This is a genomic window from Pseudomonas sp. NPDC087598, from assembly GCF_044743525.1.
In the GTDB taxonomy this organism is placed as follows: Bacteria; Pseudomonadota; Gammaproteobacteria; order Pseudomonadales; family Pseudomonadaceae; genus Aquipseudomonas.
On the sequence record NZ_JBIUWQ010000018.1, the window covers coordinates 63748 to 81723 of the forward strand.

General features: G+C 60.1%; 14 protein-coding genes. 7 read left to right on the forward strand and 7 right to left on the reverse strand.

What is annotated here, in order from left to right:
- The 5 genes from ACIOWE_RS12585 to cmoB all read left to right on the forward strand — a co-directional run.
- A partial coding sequence (locus tag ACIOWE_RS12585; RefSeq protein WP_401391566.1) for a S16 family serine protease occupies window positions 1-1041 on the forward strand: 1041 nt, incomplete at its 5' end.
- A gap of 213 nt (window positions 1042-1254) precedes the next feature.
- Window positions 1255-1647 (forward strand): protease inhibitor I42 family protein, encoded by a 393-nt coding sequence (locus ACIOWE_RS12590; RefSeq protein WP_401391569.1) that lies wholly within the window; start codon window positions 1255-1257, stop codon window positions 1645-1647.
- Between the two features lie 2 nt (window positions 1648-1649).
- Window positions 1650-2285 carry a lysoplasmalogenase gene (locus ACIOWE_RS12595; protein ID WP_401391572.1) on the forward strand — a complete coding sequence of 212 codons (636 nt, stop codon included), beginning with the start codon at window positions 1650-1652 and terminating at the stop codon, window positions 2283-2285.
- 243 nt (window positions 2286-2528) lie between these two features.
- A complete protein-coding gene (gene cmoA / locus ACIOWE_RS12600) occupies window positions 2529-3272 on the forward strand; it encodes a carboxy-S-adenosyl-L-methionine synthase CmoA (protein WP_201236938.1) in 744 nt (247 codons plus the stop codon).
- Complete coding sequence (cmoB, locus tag ACIOWE_RS12605; RefSeq protein ID WP_401391576.1) at window positions 3269-4225, forward strand: tRNA 5-methoxyuridine(34)/uridine 5-oxyacetic acid(34) synthase CmoB; 957 nt, start codon at window positions 3269-3271, stop codon at window positions 4223-4225. Before cmoA ends, cmoB begins: the two co-directional genes overlap by 4 nt.
- A 131-nt stretch (window positions 4226-4356) precedes the next feature.
- Here the strand turns inward: cmoB and tadA are convergent, their stop codons facing one another.
- From tadA to treP, 7 genes are all read right to left on the reverse strand, one after another.
- The gene (gene tadA / locus ACIOWE_RS12610; protein ID WP_401391579.1) at window positions 4357-4854 is read right to left on the reverse strand and encodes a tRNA adenosine(34) deaminase TadA; all 498 of its coding nucleotides are present in this window, start codon (window positions 4852-4854) and stop codon (window positions 4357-4359) included.
- Entirely contained in the window at window positions 4854-6230 is a 1377-nt protein-coding gene (locus ACIOWE_RS12615) for a multicopper oxidase family protein (protein WP_401391582.1), read from the reverse strand. Before ACIOWE_RS12615 ends, tadA begins: the two co-directional genes overlap by 1 nt.
- Window positions 6231-6347: 117 nt before the next feature.
- Window positions 6348-6638 (reverse strand): PTS glucose transporter subunit IIB, encoded by a 291-nt coding sequence (locus tag ACIOWE_RS12620; protein WP_401391585.1) that lies wholly within the window; start codon window positions 6636-6638, stop codon window positions 6348-6350.
- 2 nt (window positions 6639-6640) lie between these two features.
- On the reverse strand, window positions 6641-9178 hold the full coding sequence (gene ptsP / locus ACIOWE_RS12625) for a phosphoenolpyruvate--protein phosphotransferase (protein WP_401391588.1): 2538 nt from the start codon (window positions 9176-9178) through the stop codon (window positions 6641-6643).
- 62 nt (window positions 9179-9240) lie between these two features.
- Window positions 9241-10464 (reverse strand): maltoporin, encoded by a 1224-nt coding sequence (locus ACIOWE_RS12630; protein ID WP_401391591.1) that lies wholly within the window; start codon window positions 10462-10464, stop codon window positions 9241-9243.
- Window positions 10465-10569: 105 nt separating this feature from the next.
- A complete protein-coding gene (gene treC, locus ACIOWE_RS12635; protein ID WP_401391594.1) occupies window positions 10570-12216 on the reverse strand; it encodes an alpha,alpha-phosphotrehalase in 1647 nt (548 codons plus the stop codon).
- A gap of 118 nt (window positions 12217-12334) precedes the next feature.
- Window positions 12335-13777 (reverse strand): PTS system trehalose-specific EIIBC component, encoded by a 1443-nt coding sequence (treP, locus tag ACIOWE_RS12640; RefSeq protein ID WP_401391597.1) that lies wholly within the window; start codon window positions 13775-13777, stop codon window positions 12335-12337.
- A gap of 235 nt (window positions 13778-14012) precedes the next feature.
- On the opposite strand from treP, the gene treR reads away from it, so the two are divergent.
- Window positions 14013-14717: a trehalose operon repressor gene (treR, locus tag ACIOWE_RS12645; RefSeq protein WP_401391600.1), complete on the forward strand. Its 705-nt coding sequence runs from the start codon at window positions 14013-14015 to the stop codon at window positions 14715-14717.
- Window positions 14718-14818: 101 nt separating this feature from the next.
- Window positions 14819-17899: a membrane-targeted effector domain-containing toxin gene (locus ACIOWE_RS12650; protein WP_401391603.1), complete on the forward strand. Its 3081-nt coding sequence runs from the start codon at window positions 14819-14821 to the stop codon at window positions 17897-17899.
- Window positions 17900-17976 lie beyond the last annotated feature (77 nt).

The following is a 17976-nucleotide window of genomic DNA, read 5'->3' on the forward strand; positions in this document are numbered from 1 at the left end:
CGGGTCGAGGGTTGCCAGAGCTACCAGGGCGACCCGGCCTCGGCGCTGCTGGAAACCCTCGACCCGGAACAGAACGTCGAATTCCTCGACCACTACCTCGACCTGCGCATGGACCTGTCGAAAGTGCTGTTCGTCTGCACCGCCAACACCCTTGATTCGATCCCCGGCCCGTTGCTCGACCGGATGGAAGTGATTCGCCTGTCGGGCTACATCACCGAAGAAAAAGTCGCCATCGCCAAGCGTCACCTGTGGCCGAAACTGCTGGAAAAGGCTGGCGTGTCGAAAGGCAGCCTGAGTATCAGCGACAGCGCGCTCAAGGCCTTGATCGACGGTTACGCCCGTGAAGCCGGGGTGCGCCAGTTGGAAAAACAACTGGGCAAACTGGTGCGCAAAGCGGTGATGAAATTGATCGACGATCCGAAAGCCGTCATCAAGCTCGGGCCGAAAGACCTCGAAGTCTCGCTGGGCCATCCGGTGTTCCGCAATGAACAAGTGCTGTCCGGCACCGGCGTCATCACGGGCCTGGCATGGACCAGCATGGGCGGCGCGACCCTGCCGATCGAGGCCACGCGAATTCACACACTCAATCGTGGTTTCAAACTCACCGGGCAACTGGGTGACGTGATGAAAGAGTCGGCGGAGATCGCCTACAGCTACGTCAGCTCGCACCTGAAACTGTTCGGCGGCGATCCGAAATTCTTCGACGAAGCCTTCGTCCACCTGCACGTACCGGAAGGCGCCACACCCAAAGACGGCCCGAGCGCCGGCGTGACCATGGCCAGCGCCCTGCTCTCCCTCGCGCGCAATCAGGCGCCGAAAAAAGGCGTAGCGATGACCGGCGAACTGACCCTGACCGGGCATGTTCTACCGATTGGCGGCGTGCGCGAGAAGGTGATTGCGGCGAGAAGGCAGAAGATTTTCGAACTGATTTTGCCGGAGCCAAACCGGGGCAACTTCGAGGAACTGCCGGATTATCTGAAGGAAGGCATTACCGTACACTTCGCCAAGCGGTTTGCGGATGTGGCGAAGGTGCTCTTCTGATAGTTCTTTGCTGACATGACTACCGCTATCGCGAGCAGGCTCACTCCTACAGTGAGATGTGGCGTTCACCAATCGAGTGTTCACCACAAACCCCTGTAGGAGTGAGCCTGCTCGCGATGGCGTCAACCCGGACACCAACGCCCCGACTGTCACACTTTGTCTCATCTTCAGTTATGCTCGCCGTTCGTCGCCAACGCTGGAGCCGCTGACCTTATGTCCCCCACTCGCCTGTTTGTCCCTCTCGCCCTTTCCTTGCTGGCCGCTTGCGCCACGCAGCCGAAACACAACGTGACCGTGGAAAAACAAAGCGAATGTCCGGTGCGGCTCAGCACTGGGCAAAACCTGATCGTGATGCTGCCAAGTAATCCGACTACCGGTTATCGCTGGGCCATTCAGGATTCGGCCGGTGGCGTGTTGCGCGCGCTCAGCCCTGAGGTTTACAGCAATCCAGAAGATGCCGGCGTGGTGGGCGCTGCCGGACTTTCAACCTGGCGCTTCCAGGCATTTGCTCCCGGCACCGGGCGTCTGCGTCTGACCTCGCAACAACCATGGGCACCGGAAGTGTTGCCGGTTGAAACCTTTGACTGCGCGATCTCGGTGAACTGATCGTGGGCTGGCTGATTCTGGCGCTGATGGGCGCGGTGACGTTCCTCTATGGTGTCAGCACCCATGCGGCGCTGCTCTGCCTGTTGGTCAAACCGCTGCCGGTGCTGGCGTTGCTCGGCTGGCTGCACGATGCGCCACCCAGCGACTATCGCCGCTGGATCAGCCTGGGTCTGATTTTCTCTCTGCTCGGCGATGTATTGCTGGCGTGGCCGGGGGATTTGTTCGTGTTTGGCCTCGGTGCGTTTCTCATCGCGCATTTGGCTTATCTCAAGGCTTATCTCAGCGATTGCAAACGTCTGGCGCTGTTGCCGCTGGTGCTCGCGGTCGGCGTCGGCGCGGTGCTGCTGGGGATTCTGATTTCCAGCGGGCTCGGGCCTTTGCTGGTGCCGGTGATCGTTTACGGCACGGCGATCAGCGCGATGCTCTGGCGCGCCCTCGCACGTCTGGGTACTGACGTGCCGAAGCGCTCGGCGTTATTGGCAGCAGGCGGTGCGCTGGCGTTCGTGTTCTCCGACAGCGTGATTGGCATCGACCGCTTTGTGTCGCCGTTCCATGCAGCGCCGTACGTCATCATCCTCAGCTATTGGTTGGGACAGTGGGGTATTGCGGCCTCGGCCTTCTCCCAGACTAAACGCTAACCCTGTGGTGAGGGAGCTTGCTCCCGCTGGGTTGCGAAGCGGCCCCAAACCCGGCGCACGCGATACTGCAGGCATATCTAGTACTCAGGTTTTGCGACTGCTGCGCAGCCGAGCGGGAGCAAGCTCCCTCGCCACAAGTGCGCATTTCACACTCTGTGCGGTGCTTTATCAGACAACCCAAGCATCCCCGCGCCACTTTGGCTAAAATGCCGGCCTTTTCCACCGACACCGCCGGACACCGCCGTGAGCAAAGAACCCGATCGCATTTTCGCCCAGCCCCTGGACAAGGTGCCTGACTTCGCCTTCAACGAAGACGTGGTGCGGGTGTTCCCGGACATGATCAAGCGCTCGGTGCCGGGTTATCCGACCATCGTCGAGAACCTTGGCGTGCTCGCGGCGCAGTTCGCTCAGCCCAATAGCGTGCTCTATGACCTCGGCGCTTCGCTCGGTGCGGTGACCCAAGCGCTGCGTCGCCATGTACGCACTGACGGCTGCCGGGTAATCGCGGTGGATAACTCGGCGGCGATGGTCGAACGTTGCCGCGAGTACCTTAACGGTCAGGATTCCATGTTCCAGGAGTTGCTGCCGGTCGAAGTGATCGAGGGCGATATCCTCGCGCTGGATTTCAAACCTGCTTCGGTGGTGGCGCTGAACTTCACCCTGCAATTCATCGCCCCGGATCAGCGCACCGCGTTGCTCTCGCGCATCCGCCAATCGCTGTTGCCCGGTGGCGCCTTGATTCTCTCGGAGAAGCTGCGCTTCAACGATGCCGAAGAACATCAATTGCTCACCGATCTGCACGTCGCGTTCAAACGTGCCAACGGCTACAGCGAACTGGAAATCGCCCAGAAGCGCAGCGCCATCGAAAACGTCATGAAACCCGACAGCCTTGAAGAACACCGCGAACGCCTGTTGGCCGCCGGGTTCTCGAAAGTCGTGCCGTGGTTCCAGTGTCTTAACTTTGCCTCGTTGATTGCCTTGCCATGATTGATCTGTCCCCCCTCGCCCGCCGTTTGGCTGGCACACCGCTGGCCGAATGGGCCAACACTCTGCAAGCGCAACTCGACAAGAAAATGGAGAAGGGCCACGGCGATCTGGAGCGCTGGCAAAGTGCGCTGGATGCCTTGCCGAAGATCCAGCCGAGTGAAATCGATCTGCTCAACGGCCTGAAGCTCGACACCGATTGCGCCGATGAAACCCGTGCGCTAATGCGCACCGCGCTGATGGGCCTGTCGCCATGGCGCAAAGGGCCGTTCGATCTGTTTGGCGTGCACGTCGACACTGAATGGCGTTCGGACTGGAAATGGTCGCGGGTTTCACCGCATCTGGATCTGCAGGGCAAACGTATCCTCGACGTTGGCTGCGGCAACGGCTACTACATGTGGCGCATGCTCGGTGCCGGCGCGGACAGTGTGATCGGTGTCGATCCGAACTGGCTGTTCTTCTGCCAGTTCCAGGCCGTGCAGCGTTACCTGTCCGAGCCCAATGCCTGGCATCTGCCATTCCCGTTCGAAGACCTGCCGCCGAATCTGGAAGGTTTCGACACGGTGTTTTCCATGGGCGTGTTTTACCACCGCCGCTCGCCAATCGAGCATTTGCTGGCGCTGAAGGACTGCCTGGTCAAGGGCGGCGAACTGGTGCTGGAAACGTTGGTGGTCGAGGGCGACAAGCATCAAGTGCTGGTGCCGGAAGATCGTTACGCGCAGATGCGTAACGTGTGGTTCCTGCCGTCGGTGCCGGCGCTGGAATTGTGGCTGCGTCGAGCAGGTTTCACCGATATTCGTTGCGTGGATGTCAGCACCACAACGGTCGAGGAACAGCGCGGTACCGAGTGGATGAAGTACCAGTCGCTGAGCGATTTCCTGGATCCCGAAGATCACAGCAAGACGATTGAAGGACTGCCGGCGCCGATGCGTGCCGTTATCGTCGCGAAGAAGTAACGCAATCTCCTGCACAACGGAGATCCCACTGTGGGAGCGAGCCTGCTCGCGAAAGCGGTGTGTCCGTCACCATTCATGTTGAATGTACGGACGCTTTCGCGAGCAGGCTCGCTCCCACATTGAATCCGTGTTTATTCAGCTGGTTTAGCGCGTCTCGCCCGGAAAAACTCGGTCAGCACCGCCCCACACTCCTCCGCCAACACCCCACCTTCATACAACACCCGGTGATTCAAAAAGCCCTGGGTAAAAAACTGCCCCTGGCTCTGCACAATCCCGGCCTTCGGTTCCAGCGCGCCGTACACCACCCGCGCCACCCGCGAATGGACGATCAGCCCGGCGCACATGCTGCACGGTTCCAGCGTCACGTACAGCGTGCTCCCCGGCAGGCGATAGTTGTTCACGGCTTGCGCGGCAGCGCGGATCGCGACCATTTCCGCGTGGGCGCTGGGGTCGCTGGCGCTGATCGGGCAATTGAAGCCGCGACCGATGATCTCGCCATCCTGCACCAGCACCGCGCCCACCGGCACTTCGCCAAGGGCTGCGCCTTGCGCCGCGAGGGCCAGCGCTTCGCGCATGAAATCGCGATCACGGCTGCGGTCGATGATCGCCGCGGGGCGAATCTGGCGCATCACTTCACCTCGATGGCGGCCATCAGGCCGGTTTCCATGTGGTCAATCACATGACAGTGGAACATCCACACCCCCGGGTTATCCGCCACCAGCGCCACTTGCGCACGCTCGTTCTTGCCCAGCAGATAAGTGTCGGTGAAGTACGGAATGATCTTGTGCCGGTTCGACCCAATCACCTTGAAGCTCATGCCGTGCAGGTGGATCGGGTGCTGATACTGGGTCATGTTCTTCAGTTCGAAGATATAGCTCTGGCCTAGTTTCAGACTGGCAATCGGCCGATCGGCACAAGTCTTGTCGGTGATGTCCCAGGCCTTGCCGTTGATCTGCCACAGGCTCGGCGGCTTGCCGTTGTCGACGTTGACCGACACCGAACCGACCCATTCGAAATTGAAGTTGAGTTTCTCGGCATTGGCCAGGTCCGGTTCGGCCACCGGATTGGCGGGCAGCGCTTTCGGCCAGTCTGTCGGTGCATCGGTGTTGGCGACCGAGCGCAGGGTGCCCAGACGCACCGGGCCGTTGCGTAACGAAAGTTCTTCCCCCGCCGCCGGTGCCTTGATCGCCAGGCAGATGCGCATGCCGGGGCCGAGCCAGTATTCCTTGCCCAGCGGGCGCGGTTCGACCGGGTTGCCATCCAGCGCGTAGATCTTTGCCTCAACGCCAGGGATGTTGATGCGATAAGTCAGGGTGTTATCGAGGTTGAGCAGACGCACGCGAGTGATCTGCCCTGCCGGCAACTCGATCACTGGCGAAGGCACGCCGTTGATGGTCGACAAACGTCCCGCCGTGCCACCACGTGCGGCCTCGCGCGGGATGCTGAACTCGACAAAGTTGCCTTCATCGTCGATGTGCCAGTTCTTCAGGCTCAGGGTCTTTTCGTACTTGAAACCGGTCGGCTCGCGCTCTTCGATGATCAGCGGCCCGACCAAGCCACGACCGAGCTCTTCGCTGCTGCTGACGTGCGGGTGATACCAGTAGCTGCCCGCGTCCGGCACACGGAATTTGTAGTCGAAATATTCGCCCGGCAATACCGGCAACTGCGAGACGTACGGCACGCCGTCCATTTCCAGCGGCAGGCGAATGCCGTGCCAGTGAATGGTGGTCGCCACCGGCAGATGGTTGATGAAGCGCACCCGTAGCCATTCACCCTGACGCACACGCAATTCGGTACCCGGCGCCGACGGGCCGAACGCCCAGGCCTCGGTCTTGTGCCCCGGCACCAACTCCACGTCCAGCGGCGCTGCGATCAACTCGTAGTCGTGGCCCGCCTCGGCGTCGGCCATCTTGCCCAGCCAGTAACGCGATGCGCCCCCCGCGCCAACGCCAACGACAACAAGACCGGCCAGGCCACCGAGGATTTGGCGACGGGTAAAGGACATGAACTCAACTACCTCACGTATCAGCGACAGACCCTGAAGGCCCGTAAAAGGCGAATACGATACACCTGCGGTTGAGAAACAGTAAGGGTGACCTGAGGCCGCACATGCCCTCCGCGCTCAGTTTCGCAGACCGGTGATCAAGTGCACCACGCCGCCCTCCAGGGGCATTACACCCGCGACACCGGCCTCGCTCAGCGCCTGACGATCCATCAGCGACACATCGCCCAACGCCACGCGCACGCGGGTCAACGCGACCGGTTGCTGCGAGTTGAGGTTATCCACACCGCCCAGCGCCACGACAATCTCGGCACTCAATCCGTCGGCTGGCTCAGCCTGCACCGGCGGGGTATCCACCACCAGATCCGGGGTCAGGGCTTTCCAGAATGCCTGCTGCAATTTATCGAACATGTTCAGTTCTCCAGAGCCGTTAGAGTTTCGACTGTTGCTTGGTGAAACCGACGCAGCGCCTCGCGTACTTCGTCAGCGCTCTCCAGCCCTTGCACCTGCTCGGCAATGGCCTTGCAGTCGAGCAGATCCACCTCGCGTACCGCCGCTTTGATCGCCGGAATCTGCGGCACACTCACTGACAACTCATCCACCCCCAGCCCCAGCAACAGCGGCACCGCCAGACGCTCGGAGGCCATCGCCCCACACACACCGACCCATTTGCCGTGGGCGTGTGCGGCGTTCACGGTCAGCGCAATCAGCCGCAGTACCGAAGGATGGAAGCTGTCAGCCTGACTGGCCAGACGCGGATGATCGCGATCCATGGCCAGGGTGTATTGGGTCAGATCGTTGGTGCCGATCGAGAAGAAGTCCACGTGCGGGGCAAACACATCGGCCATCAAAGCCGCTGCCGGCACTTCGATCATGATCCCCAGTTTCGGCAGTTGATCCAGATTCAGCGCCAGCGCTTCCTCATCCAGCATCTGCCGCGCCAGACGCAATTCCGATAATTGCGTAACCATCGGCAACATGATGTGCAGGCGCGTCAGGCCGACACTGCCGAGGATGGCGCGGAACTGCTCGCGCAACAGGTCCGGGCGCTCCAGACACAGGCGAATCCCGCGCAGCCCTAGGAACGGGTTGGTTTCCCTGTCCATCGGCACATAGGCCAGCGGCTTGTCGCCGCCGACATCCAGCGTGCGCACCACCAGGTTATGCGATGGCCCCACGGCCCGGGCGATGGCGCTGTAGGTCGAGACCTGCTCGTCACGCGTCGGCGCATGATTGCGATCCAGATAAAGAAACTCCGAACGTAAAAGCCCAACGCCTGCGCTGCCCACAGCCATCGCCCGTTCGGTTTCGCTCAGCGAGGCAACGTTGGCCGTGACTTCGATGTGATGCCCGTCGCGGGTGCAGGCTGCTTGCGTCGCCTGCGCCTGCTCGTGTTGATGACGCTGGCGTTGTTGCTCGTGCCTGGCGTGCCACTGGTTGATCACCTCAGGCTCCGGATGCACATGCAGTTCGCCCCGGTCGGCGTCGAGCAATACCTGGGCGCCACTGGCCAGCGTCAACATTTGCGCAGGCATCCCGCAGATCGCCGGCAAACCACAGGCTCGGGCCAGAATCGCGACGTGACTGGTCGCCCCGCCAGCGACGGTAGCGAATCCCAGCACTTTGCCGGTGTCGAGGCCGGCAGTCTGCGACGGCGTCAGTTGCTCCGCGATCAGAATGCTGCCGGCCGGCAGTTCCAGCGCATGTTCGCTGACCCCGAGGATTTGTTTGAGCACGCGCTGGCCAACGTCAGCCAGATCCGCCGCCCTTTCAGCCAGCAACGGGCTGCCGAGTTGCTGGAAAAGCGTCGCTGTCGCCGCAGTGGCCGTGCGCCAGGCAAACGCCGCACTTTTGCCCTCAGCGATCAACCCCTGAGCCTGATCAAGCAGACTCGGATCTTCGAGCAGTTCCTGATGCGCCTTGAAAATTTCCGCCTGAGTTTCACTGCTGGCGATGTCGCGCAGATGCTGCAAGGCCATGTCGGCCTCGATCAGCGCGTTCGCCAGAGTTTCGCGTTCGACGTGCGAACCGGCACCGAACTCTTTCACGTCGAGTGTCGGTTCGGTGATCTGTATCACCGTTCCCAATGCCGAACCGGGAGATGCACAGACTCCACGCAAAACCGTCAGGACTTCTGGCTCGGCACTCTCGACTGGCGGCGCAGCAACCACTGCCGTCACCGCTTCGCCGCAGCCCTCGGCCAGTAACCGCGAGAGTGTATTGATCGCGTCTTCAGCATCGTCGCCCAGCGCACTGACCTGCACGCTGTCACCCCAAGCAGTCTGCAACGCCATGATCGCCACCAATGATTTGGCATTGGCTTCGGCCTGCTGTTTATGCAGATAAATCTGCGCGCGAAAGCCCTTTGCCGCTTGCGCGAACACCGCCGCCGGACGCGCATGCAGGCCATTCGGATTGGGCAGTTCCAGCGATTGCGAGAACAGTCTTTCGCCCTCTGCAACCACAGGTTCGTCGCTGCTCGCCGCGGCACTGGCGAGGCTCAGCAGTACCTGGCCGGTTTCGACCAGACCGCTTGGCGCGACCTGCCAGGTGAATGGCTCTCCGCTGACCACCAGCATCAGGGTCATCAGACTGCGGGCATTCAGGGCAAGGTAGTCGGCATCGAACTCGATCAGCGCTTGCCCGACTTCAACCCGCTGGCCCTCTTCGACCTGTCGGGTGAACCCCTGTCCCGCCAGGTTCACCGTATCAAGACCGATGTGCATCAATACCTGAACGCCCGTGTCGCCGGTGATACTGATCGCATGCCCACTGGCCTGCACGTTGCTGACGACTCCCGCGAGGGGCGCGCACAGCGTTGACGAAGTCGGATCGATGCACAGACCGTCGCCGATCACGCGACTGGAAAACACCGGATCCGGCACTTGGTCCAGCGGTATCAGCACGCCGGACAAAGGCGCCAGCAGTTGCAATTGTTGGGATGTGGCCATGACGTCACCTGCGGTTTTGTTCTCTGAAGTGCCCGTGGAGCGCGACGCCCCACCAGCATCGCTTATTTCCACCAATATTCGACCTGCAATCCGACATTCGCACCGTGGCGCGCAGTGCCGAAGGCGCCGGTATCAGACAGGGCCGAGCCTTTGGCCAGTTCGTTGGCCGCACGTTTCGCCGCCTCGTTCCAGGTGGCATAGGTGTAATACAGCCGCACCTCGGGGCGTGCCCAGAATTCCGGCCCCTTGGGTGACCAGGTCGGGGCGAAGGTGAACTTGCTCAGTTTGCGTGTCCCGCCCGGGGCTTCGACTTGATCGTGACCCAGTTCGGTGACCAGTTTGAACTGCTCGGTGAGCGCATAGGTCGGACGCACGCCCAGAGAAATCCAGTTCTGGTCAGCACCGTCCGGGCGAATGTCTTTCTGATACACCGCCTCGACTTGCCCACCAAAACGCGGCGTCACCTGCCAGTCGAAAAACTCCACAATCCGGTAACTCTTGTTGCTGTCGTCGAGTTTGACGTTACCGGTGTAGCCCAGCCCGGTGCCCGGCCCTTCGCCGTATTGCAAGGCCAGTTTGTTCTTGCCGCCGAGAAAATCCTTCTGCACATGTTGCGTGGTGATCGCCCAGCCACGGTGGGCATCGCGGCTGTCGGGCTTGTCGATGTAGCTGAGGCCGAACTCAAGTTCACCGCCGGGATTGGTGTTGAAACCGGCGACGTTGAAGTCGTGCCGGTTGATGTAGTCCTTCTGATAAAGGTTGTCCTTGCGCGAGAACGCGTAGCTGTATTTCAGATCGCCGATCAGCACGTCCTCGACCCCGCCACCGGTGGCGCTCTGGTTCCAGTAGTAGAAATCGGAAATATGGATGTCGTTACGTTTGTAGTAACGGCGGCCGGCCCAGAGTGAGCCGCCGTTGAGCGCGGGCATCGCCGACCACTGGGCGTAGGCCTGCGGCAGGCGAATCGAACCGTTGTCTTCGTTGAACGTCGGGCTGCGGTTATAGCGGTTGTACAGCGAGGCCATGCCGTCGACGCTGAGCACCGAGCCGTCGTCGAGGGTGTACAGATCCTGGCGCAGCTCAAGCTCACCGTACTGTTCGCATTCGTTGCCCAAGCGGTATTTGGTTTGTGCTCCCGGTAACTGAAAACATGACTGGCCACCGCCCTTGAGCGAATTGCCAATGCCACTGCGCAAGTAACCACCGAACTCCAACGCATGCGACGACTGTGGAAACGCGAGGCATATCCCTGCCACTGCAAGGCTGCGATTTATTGTTGTTTTCATAAGCCACCCCATTATTTTTATTGTGTGTTTGCATGAATTCGGCGCGCAAAACTCCCCCGCGCAGGGCTCTGCGTGTTTTTTCAAACGGTGTTTTTCAGTGAGTGATCAATGGTCGATCAGGTGCAGAACGAACGATTCGTAAGGCCGCAAAATCACCCGTCGATTGCGCTGCGGGCAGTCCGGATAGTTGCTGATCAGCAAGCGCTGGCTCAGCGACTCGTCGATCTCCATAGGCAGTTCGACTTCGCACGGCGAGCCATAGAAGTTGTTCACTACCAACAGGCGCTCGCCCGCACCCTCGCGCAGGTAAACCCAGACTTGCTTGTGCTCCGGCAACAACTGCCGGTAGACACCGTCGGACATCAACGCCTCAGTGCGCCGCAATGCGATCAGGCGGCGGTAGTGATGCAGCACCGATTGCGGGTCGTCGAGCTGCTGGGCGACGTTGATCTGCGCGGCATTCGCCGGCACCCCGATCCATGGTTCAACACTGCTGAAACCGGCATTCGCTTCAGCGTTCCAGTGCATTGGCGTACGCCCGTTGTCGCGGGACTTCTGCATGATCGCCGCCATGTTGTCGGCGTCGCTGGTGCCCCCTTCGCGCTTGAGGCGGAAGATGTTCAGGGTTTCGACATCACGGTACTGATCGATATGTTCGAACCCAGGGTTGGTCATGCCCAACTCTTCACCCTGATATACGAACGGCGTGCCCTGTAAAAAGTGCAGTGCGGTGCCGAGCATCTTCGCCGAGAGCTCCCGGTACTCGCCATCATGGCCAAAACGCGAGACCACCCGTGGCTGATCGTGGTTACACCAGAACAGCGCATTCCAGCCACCACCGGCCTGCATGCCAGTCTGCCAATCGGAGAGAATCCGCTTGAGCTGCAGGAAATCGAAATCGGCGCGAACCCACTTTTGCAGGTTCGGATAATCGACTTTCAGGTGATGAAAGTTGAAGGTCATCGACAGCTCTTGCGACTGCGGATTCGAGTAGCGAATGCAGTGTTCGAGGCTGGTGGATGACATCTCGCCGACGTTGATCAGGTCATGACCCGCGAAGACTTCGCGATGCATCTGCTGCAAGTATTCATGGACGTTCGGGCCATCGGTGTAAAAACGACGACCGTCGCTGTTGTCCTCGGGAAAGTCGGCTGGCTTGGAGATCAGATTGATCACATCGAGACGGAAACCACCCACGCCCTTGTCGCGCCAGAAGCGCATCATTTTGAACACTTCGGCGCGCACCTTGGGGTTGTCCCAATTCAGATCGGCCTGGGTGTGGTCGAACAGGTGCAGGAAATATTGCCCGGTCTGGGCTTCGTACTCCCAGGCCGAGCCGCCGAACTTGGATTCCCAATTGTTCGGCTGATCGCGCCAGATATAGAAGTCGCGATACGGATTGTCGAGACTGCTGCGCGCCTGCTGGAACCAGACATGTTCGATCGAGGTGTGATTGACCACGATGTCGAGCATCAGCTTGATCCCGCGCTTGCCGGCTTCGGCGATCAGCAGTTCGCAGTCGGCCATGCTGCCGTAACTCGGGTCGATCGCGTAGTAATCGCTGATGTCGTAGCCGTTGTCGCGTTGCGGTGAACGCAGGAATGGCGTGATCCACAGGCAATCGACCCCCAGCCATTGCAGGTAATCGAGCTTGGCCACGACCCCGAGCAGATCACCGGTGGGGTTGCCGGCATGGCTGTGAAAACTCTTCGGGTAAATCTGGTAGATCACCGAACGCTGCCAGTCTTGCATGGCACTCTTCCTTCAATTGATTTTGTAGTGGCCTTGAAGGCCCCTTCGCGAGCAGGCTCGCTCCCACATTGGTATGCGATCAACCTGTGGGAGCGAGCCTGCTCGCGAATACGCTTTCTCAGGCCACCCGGTAGCCGGGGCGGACAATCTTCATGCTCAGCGCACAGGTCAGAACAAACGGCACAACCATGGCAATCAGCATTCCGATGACAAACATCGGAATGAACTGCGGAATGATCGAGATGAAACCGGGTAGACCACCGACGCCAATCGCCGAGGCCTGGATCTTGTTCAGCGACAGGAAGATGCAGCCCAGCGCCGAGCCGGTCAGCGCCGCGTAGAACGGAAACTTGTAGCGCAGGTTGACCCCGAACATGGCGGGTTCGGTGATGCCGAAATACGCGGAAATCGCCGAGGTTGAAGCCATGCTTTTGTCCCGCGCATTGCGCGTCATGTAGAACACTGCCAGCGCTGCACTGCCCTGGGCGAGGTTGGACATGACGATCATCGGCCAGATAAATGTGCCGCCCTGGGTCGAGATCAACTGCAGATCGACCGCCAGGAACATGTGGTGCATGCCGGTGATCACCAGCGGTGCATAGAGCAGTCCGAAAATCGCCCCGCCGACCATCGGCGCCAGATCAAACAGCATGACCACGCCTTCGGTGATCAGGATGCCGAGATGACGGGTCACCGGGCCGATCACCGCCAGCGCCAGCACACCTGTGACAACGATGGTGGTGATCGGCACCACCAGCAATTGCACGGCATTGGGCACTCGCGCCCGCAGCCATTTCTCGATGACGCTCATCACGTACGCGGCCAGCAATATCGGCAGGATCTGCCCCTGATAACCGACTTTCTCCACCTGAAACAGGCCGAGGATGTCGAAGTACGGCATTTGTTGCCCGTCCAGCCCGGCCACGGCCTTGCCGTAGTTCCAGGCGTTGAGCAGGTCCGGGTGCACCAGCATCAGGCCGAGCACGATGCCGAGGATTTCGCTGCCGCCAAAACGCTTGGCCGCCGACCAGCCCACCAATGCCGGCAGAAACACAAAGGAGGTGTTGGCCATCAGATTGATCAGGCTCCAGAGCCCGTCGAGTTTCGGGTAGGCGTCCAGCAGGGTCTGGCCCTCGATGAACATGCCCTTGGCACCGAGCAGATTGTTGATGCCCATCAGCAGGCCGGCAATGATCAGCGCCGGCAGGATGGGCATGAACACATCGGAAAACACCCGCACCAGACGCTGCATGGCGTTGATCTTTTCGGCACTTTTCTGTTTGACGTCGGCGATGGTCGACGCCGCGAGACCGGTCTGCCGACGCAGTGCGGCGTAGACCTTTTCCACCTCGCCAGGACCGATCACCACCTGATACAGACCGCCAGTGAAAAACGAGCCTTTGACCAGATCGATCTGGTTGAGCGTGGCGCTGTCGACCAGGCCAGGATTCTTCAGGGCCAGACGCAAGCGCGTGACGCAATGGGCGGCCTGTTCGAGGTTCTCACTGCCGCCAAGGCTTTGCAGCAGCTCGCTGGCGATCTTCGGATAGTCATGGCTCATGCTTGTTCTTCCACCGTGGGTTGTTGTTATTGGCAGCACGTCGAAGCGAAAAGTACTCGTCTGTACGAGTTAATGCAACAACTCGTCTGTACGAGTTTGTTTTTGTCTGTTGCCGCCAGACCGTGGGCGAATCTTCCTACCCCGTCCTTAGCCGATTTCCATCGTCCACATGGACAAAGCCCTACCCTGCCCTTAAGGTTCGAAGCTTTGAGCACAGCCGGCACAGAGCCTACCCATGAGCAAATACAACCAGATCTATAGCGATCTGCTGGCCAGCATCACCACTGAACGTCTCGAACGCGGCGCACGTCTGCCGTCCGAAACAGAGCTGATGGACAGCTACCAGGCCAGCCGGGGCACCGTGCGCAAGGCGATCGAGCTACTTCAGGAGCGTGGTTTTGCGCAGAAAATTCATGGCAAAGGCACGTTCGTTCTTTCGACCAACCCGATCGAATTCCAGCTTGGCGGCATCGTCAGCTTTCAGGAAACCTATCCACGCCTGGGCAATGACGTCAGCACCGAAGTTGTCGAGCTGACTCAGATACCGCTCGAAGGCGCCCTGCTCGAACACCTCAATGCCGAACCCGGCAGCCTGATCACCCGCGTCAAACGCGTGCGGCGAATCGACGGCAAACGGGTGATTCTCGACATCAACCACTTCGTCAGCGAGGTGATTCCCGATTTGTCTCGCGACATCGCCGAGCAATCGATCTACGCCTACATCGAACAGACCCTGCAACTGCAGATCGCCTATGCCCAACGCACCATCGAAGCCGTGCCGCGCAGCAAGGATGATCTGCTGCACCTGGACCTCGACGGGCAGAGCCATGTGATCGTGGTCAGCAACCAGACGTTCCTGCAGGACGGCCGTCAGTTCGAGTACACCGAGTCCCGCCACACCCTGGACAAGTTCTACTTCTCCGACGTAGCCCGGCGCTGACCCCGACACGTTTCGCATGTCGGCGTGCGGTATCCATGTAGTGCACTCCCCCGGGGCGAATCAGCCATGCTCGGCTTTCGTTTCTCAAGGATGGAGAAAGCATGAACGCCCCCGAACCACGTCCTCTGCCCAACGCAGCGGACAAAGCCGCCCTCAAGCTCATCGCCGCGACGGTCGTGCAAACCTGCCCCAGCCTGCACGACGCAGCCCATCAAGTGGCCCGCGAGCTGCTTGAGCTCAAAGGCCTGACAGACATCGATCCGGACCGGGTCTATTTCCATCGTTTCAAAGCGGCCCAAAGTAGCAACCAGTCGTTTACCGGCTGGGAACATATCCGCGAAAAGCCCTACGAATCGATGACTCTTACGCAATTGGTGATTCATCGTTTTCGCGCCACCGACGTGGACAACGCCGACCTGCTGGATCTCTACGCAGGGTTCTACTCGGACGGACCCGAGACCGAAGATTTCGACCACAACAATGAAGTGCGCCTGCACGGCAACGAAGTGCTCAAAGCCTTCTGGGACATCGATTTCAGCTCGCGCTACAACGACACACTGACCACGTTCTGGAACGCGCACGCCGATGATTTCCGCACATTGGCCAAGTGCAACTTCCTCAGCCGTGCCATACAGGCGCTCGAACTCGAGCAACTGAGCGACACGGATTTCCAGTGGATCGTCGGCGCCGTCATCGGGCCTGTCACCTGGCCGGTAACGCTGGCCACGCTGCAATCGCCCCACACGGCAGACAGTGGCGTGCGCGCTGTCGATATCGACGGACATGTGGCGACCAGCCTGCTGCGAATCGTCAGTAGCACTGGCCGGCAGGTCGTCTATCTGCCGGGGGAAGCGCTGGCGTTCGTCGTGCAGGAAACCCCGGCGGACATGCATGGGTGGGTGCTTGAGCAGATGAACCTGGAGCCCCCTCGCCAGTCCTTCCTCAGTCACTTTGCACTCGCCGACCGCCAGCAGATGACGACAAACATCACCGATTTGATGAACCGGTTGGTCAGTACATGGGGACACTCCGACCATCATCTGATCAATAAAACCAACGCCGTGATCAGTGGCGATGCCTTCAGTTGGCTGCGCGATTCGACTCGCAGCGCCATGTTTGCCGAAGCCAGCCTGACGCTGACGTCCAATGGCGATCTGCGCGAAAAACTGTGGATCGGTTACTTGAGCGCCGGCCTCAAGGTATTTGGCCCGATGGCCGCCGTCGGCTGGCCGGTCGCATTGCCGGTGATTGGTGCCAGCATCGCCAGCATGGGGCTGAACATCGATCAGGCGGTCAACGGCAAAACCTCCAGCGAACGCAAGGCAGGCGTGCTGGGTGCCGTGTTGAGTGGCATTGACGCGCTATTCAACCTTCCATTTCTCAAAGGCACCGGCCCGATGCTGGAGGTGGGTGTCGAAGTGGACGCAGTGGAGGCTGCGAAAATGGCCGTGCTGAACGAGCCGGCTTCAGCAGTGGAGGTACCGGATTCGCTCGTCGAACCTCAGAAAAACGAGGTTGCGGTCGAGCCAGACGTGATTGCGCCGCCACTGGAAACCCCTTGGTTGCCGCCGACCGAAAGCTCCGCACCACCGCCCATTCCTGACAAATATATGTGCAACGAGCTGCTCGACGGGCTCGAAGTGCAACGCGAGCCCGGGCAGTTTCAGGGGATCTTTCGCCTGGAGGGCGATCCACCCTACGCCATCCATCTGGATGACAACCCGTACTACGTGCGCTATTTCGGTGACACCGATGAGGGTGGCTATTGGGCCATCGTTGATCCGGACCGGCCCAATCAGTTTGTCCACTCATTGCCTGTTCGCCTGAACGCCGAAGGACAGTGGGAGCGGATGCAAGCCCTGCGCTTGCGCGGCGGTGGCCAATGCGCGGGCAAACCGTGCGCGCCAGACCTTGCGCTCGGTTCCCCGGCGGCGGCGTTGCAACCGGAGATCGAACTACCCGGTCTGGTATCACGTCCGGTGCGCATTGTGACGTCCGCCTTCGACATCGAACCGACGGTACGCCGTTCGATCAAAGGCTGGGCACTGAACCTGAACGAAACCCACGCTCAACTGGTGCCGGAAGCCGACGGTGCCTTTGGTATGGCAGACCCTTTTGAGCTGTACGCGGTTGATAAACGCATTTCGCTGCAAGCCGCCGCGAAGAAGTTTTTCAGTTCACTGCCATGGATCACTCCTCCTTTTCGCGCGCCAATCCCCGCCATCAATGCGCAGATAACCCTGTCCGAGCTTATCGATCGCCTCTTTGAATCCGCCAGCGGGCTGGTCATCGGGGAAACCCTGGATCGCATTGGCAGCATGCGCTTCCTGATTGAAAACATGCCGGCGCTGGCTCGGCACGCAACCACCCTCTATATGCGCGGCATCCTCAGTGATTTCGCGCAAGTGGAACTGAACCGGTATTTCAGCACCGGTTCCCTGTCGGCCGATCTGCAAACCTATCTGACCAGCCTGGGTTCCGATCCGGCGGGACGATTCAATGCACTGGAACTAGTCAAAGTGGCCAGGGAAAACGGCGTTCGAATCCAGGGCATCGACTGTGCTGCGAGCTTCAAGATGAAATCCCCGCTGTCACCCTTTGACGAGCAGATGATCGGCACCTATCTGGCGAGCGACATCATGACCGGCGATGTCTACCTCAATAGCCCGAAAAAATGGATCGTGCTGACCGGCGCGCAGAACACCAACACCTTCAGAGGGCTTACCGGCCTCAGTGAAATCAAGGGCGGCATTGGTTTGCGGATCGAGGAAGTCGGCGCGGCAGACGCCATGGAAATTGATGTCGATCCGGGTATCGACATCAACCGGGGGCCGTTTGCCAATGGGGCTGCTGCAAGGAGCAATGACGATGTTCTTCGCGCCGATTTACGCCTGCGCATGCCGGCCGAACCGGTGAACTGGAATGAGCAGACGCTGGAAAACCTGCTGCATCGACGTGGCATGTACCTGTTCAGAAAAGTCGGCGACAGCTACACCGTGCTGCACCGCAGCAAGTCAGGAATGCTCGCGCATACGCCTGTGGCGAGTCTGGCTGACGGAAGCGTGACCCTGCACCGTCCGGCATGGCCGCTGGTGAACGATGTCCGGTTTGCCAATATCGGAGAAATGTCCCAACGCCTGAGCGAGATGGGTCTGACGTTACAGAGCCGGCTTCCGGACTGAATCCAGAACGAAAATACAGGGATAGTGCATGGCCCGTGAGCCGATGGGTCATGCTCGATCTTCGTTTTCTCATGGAT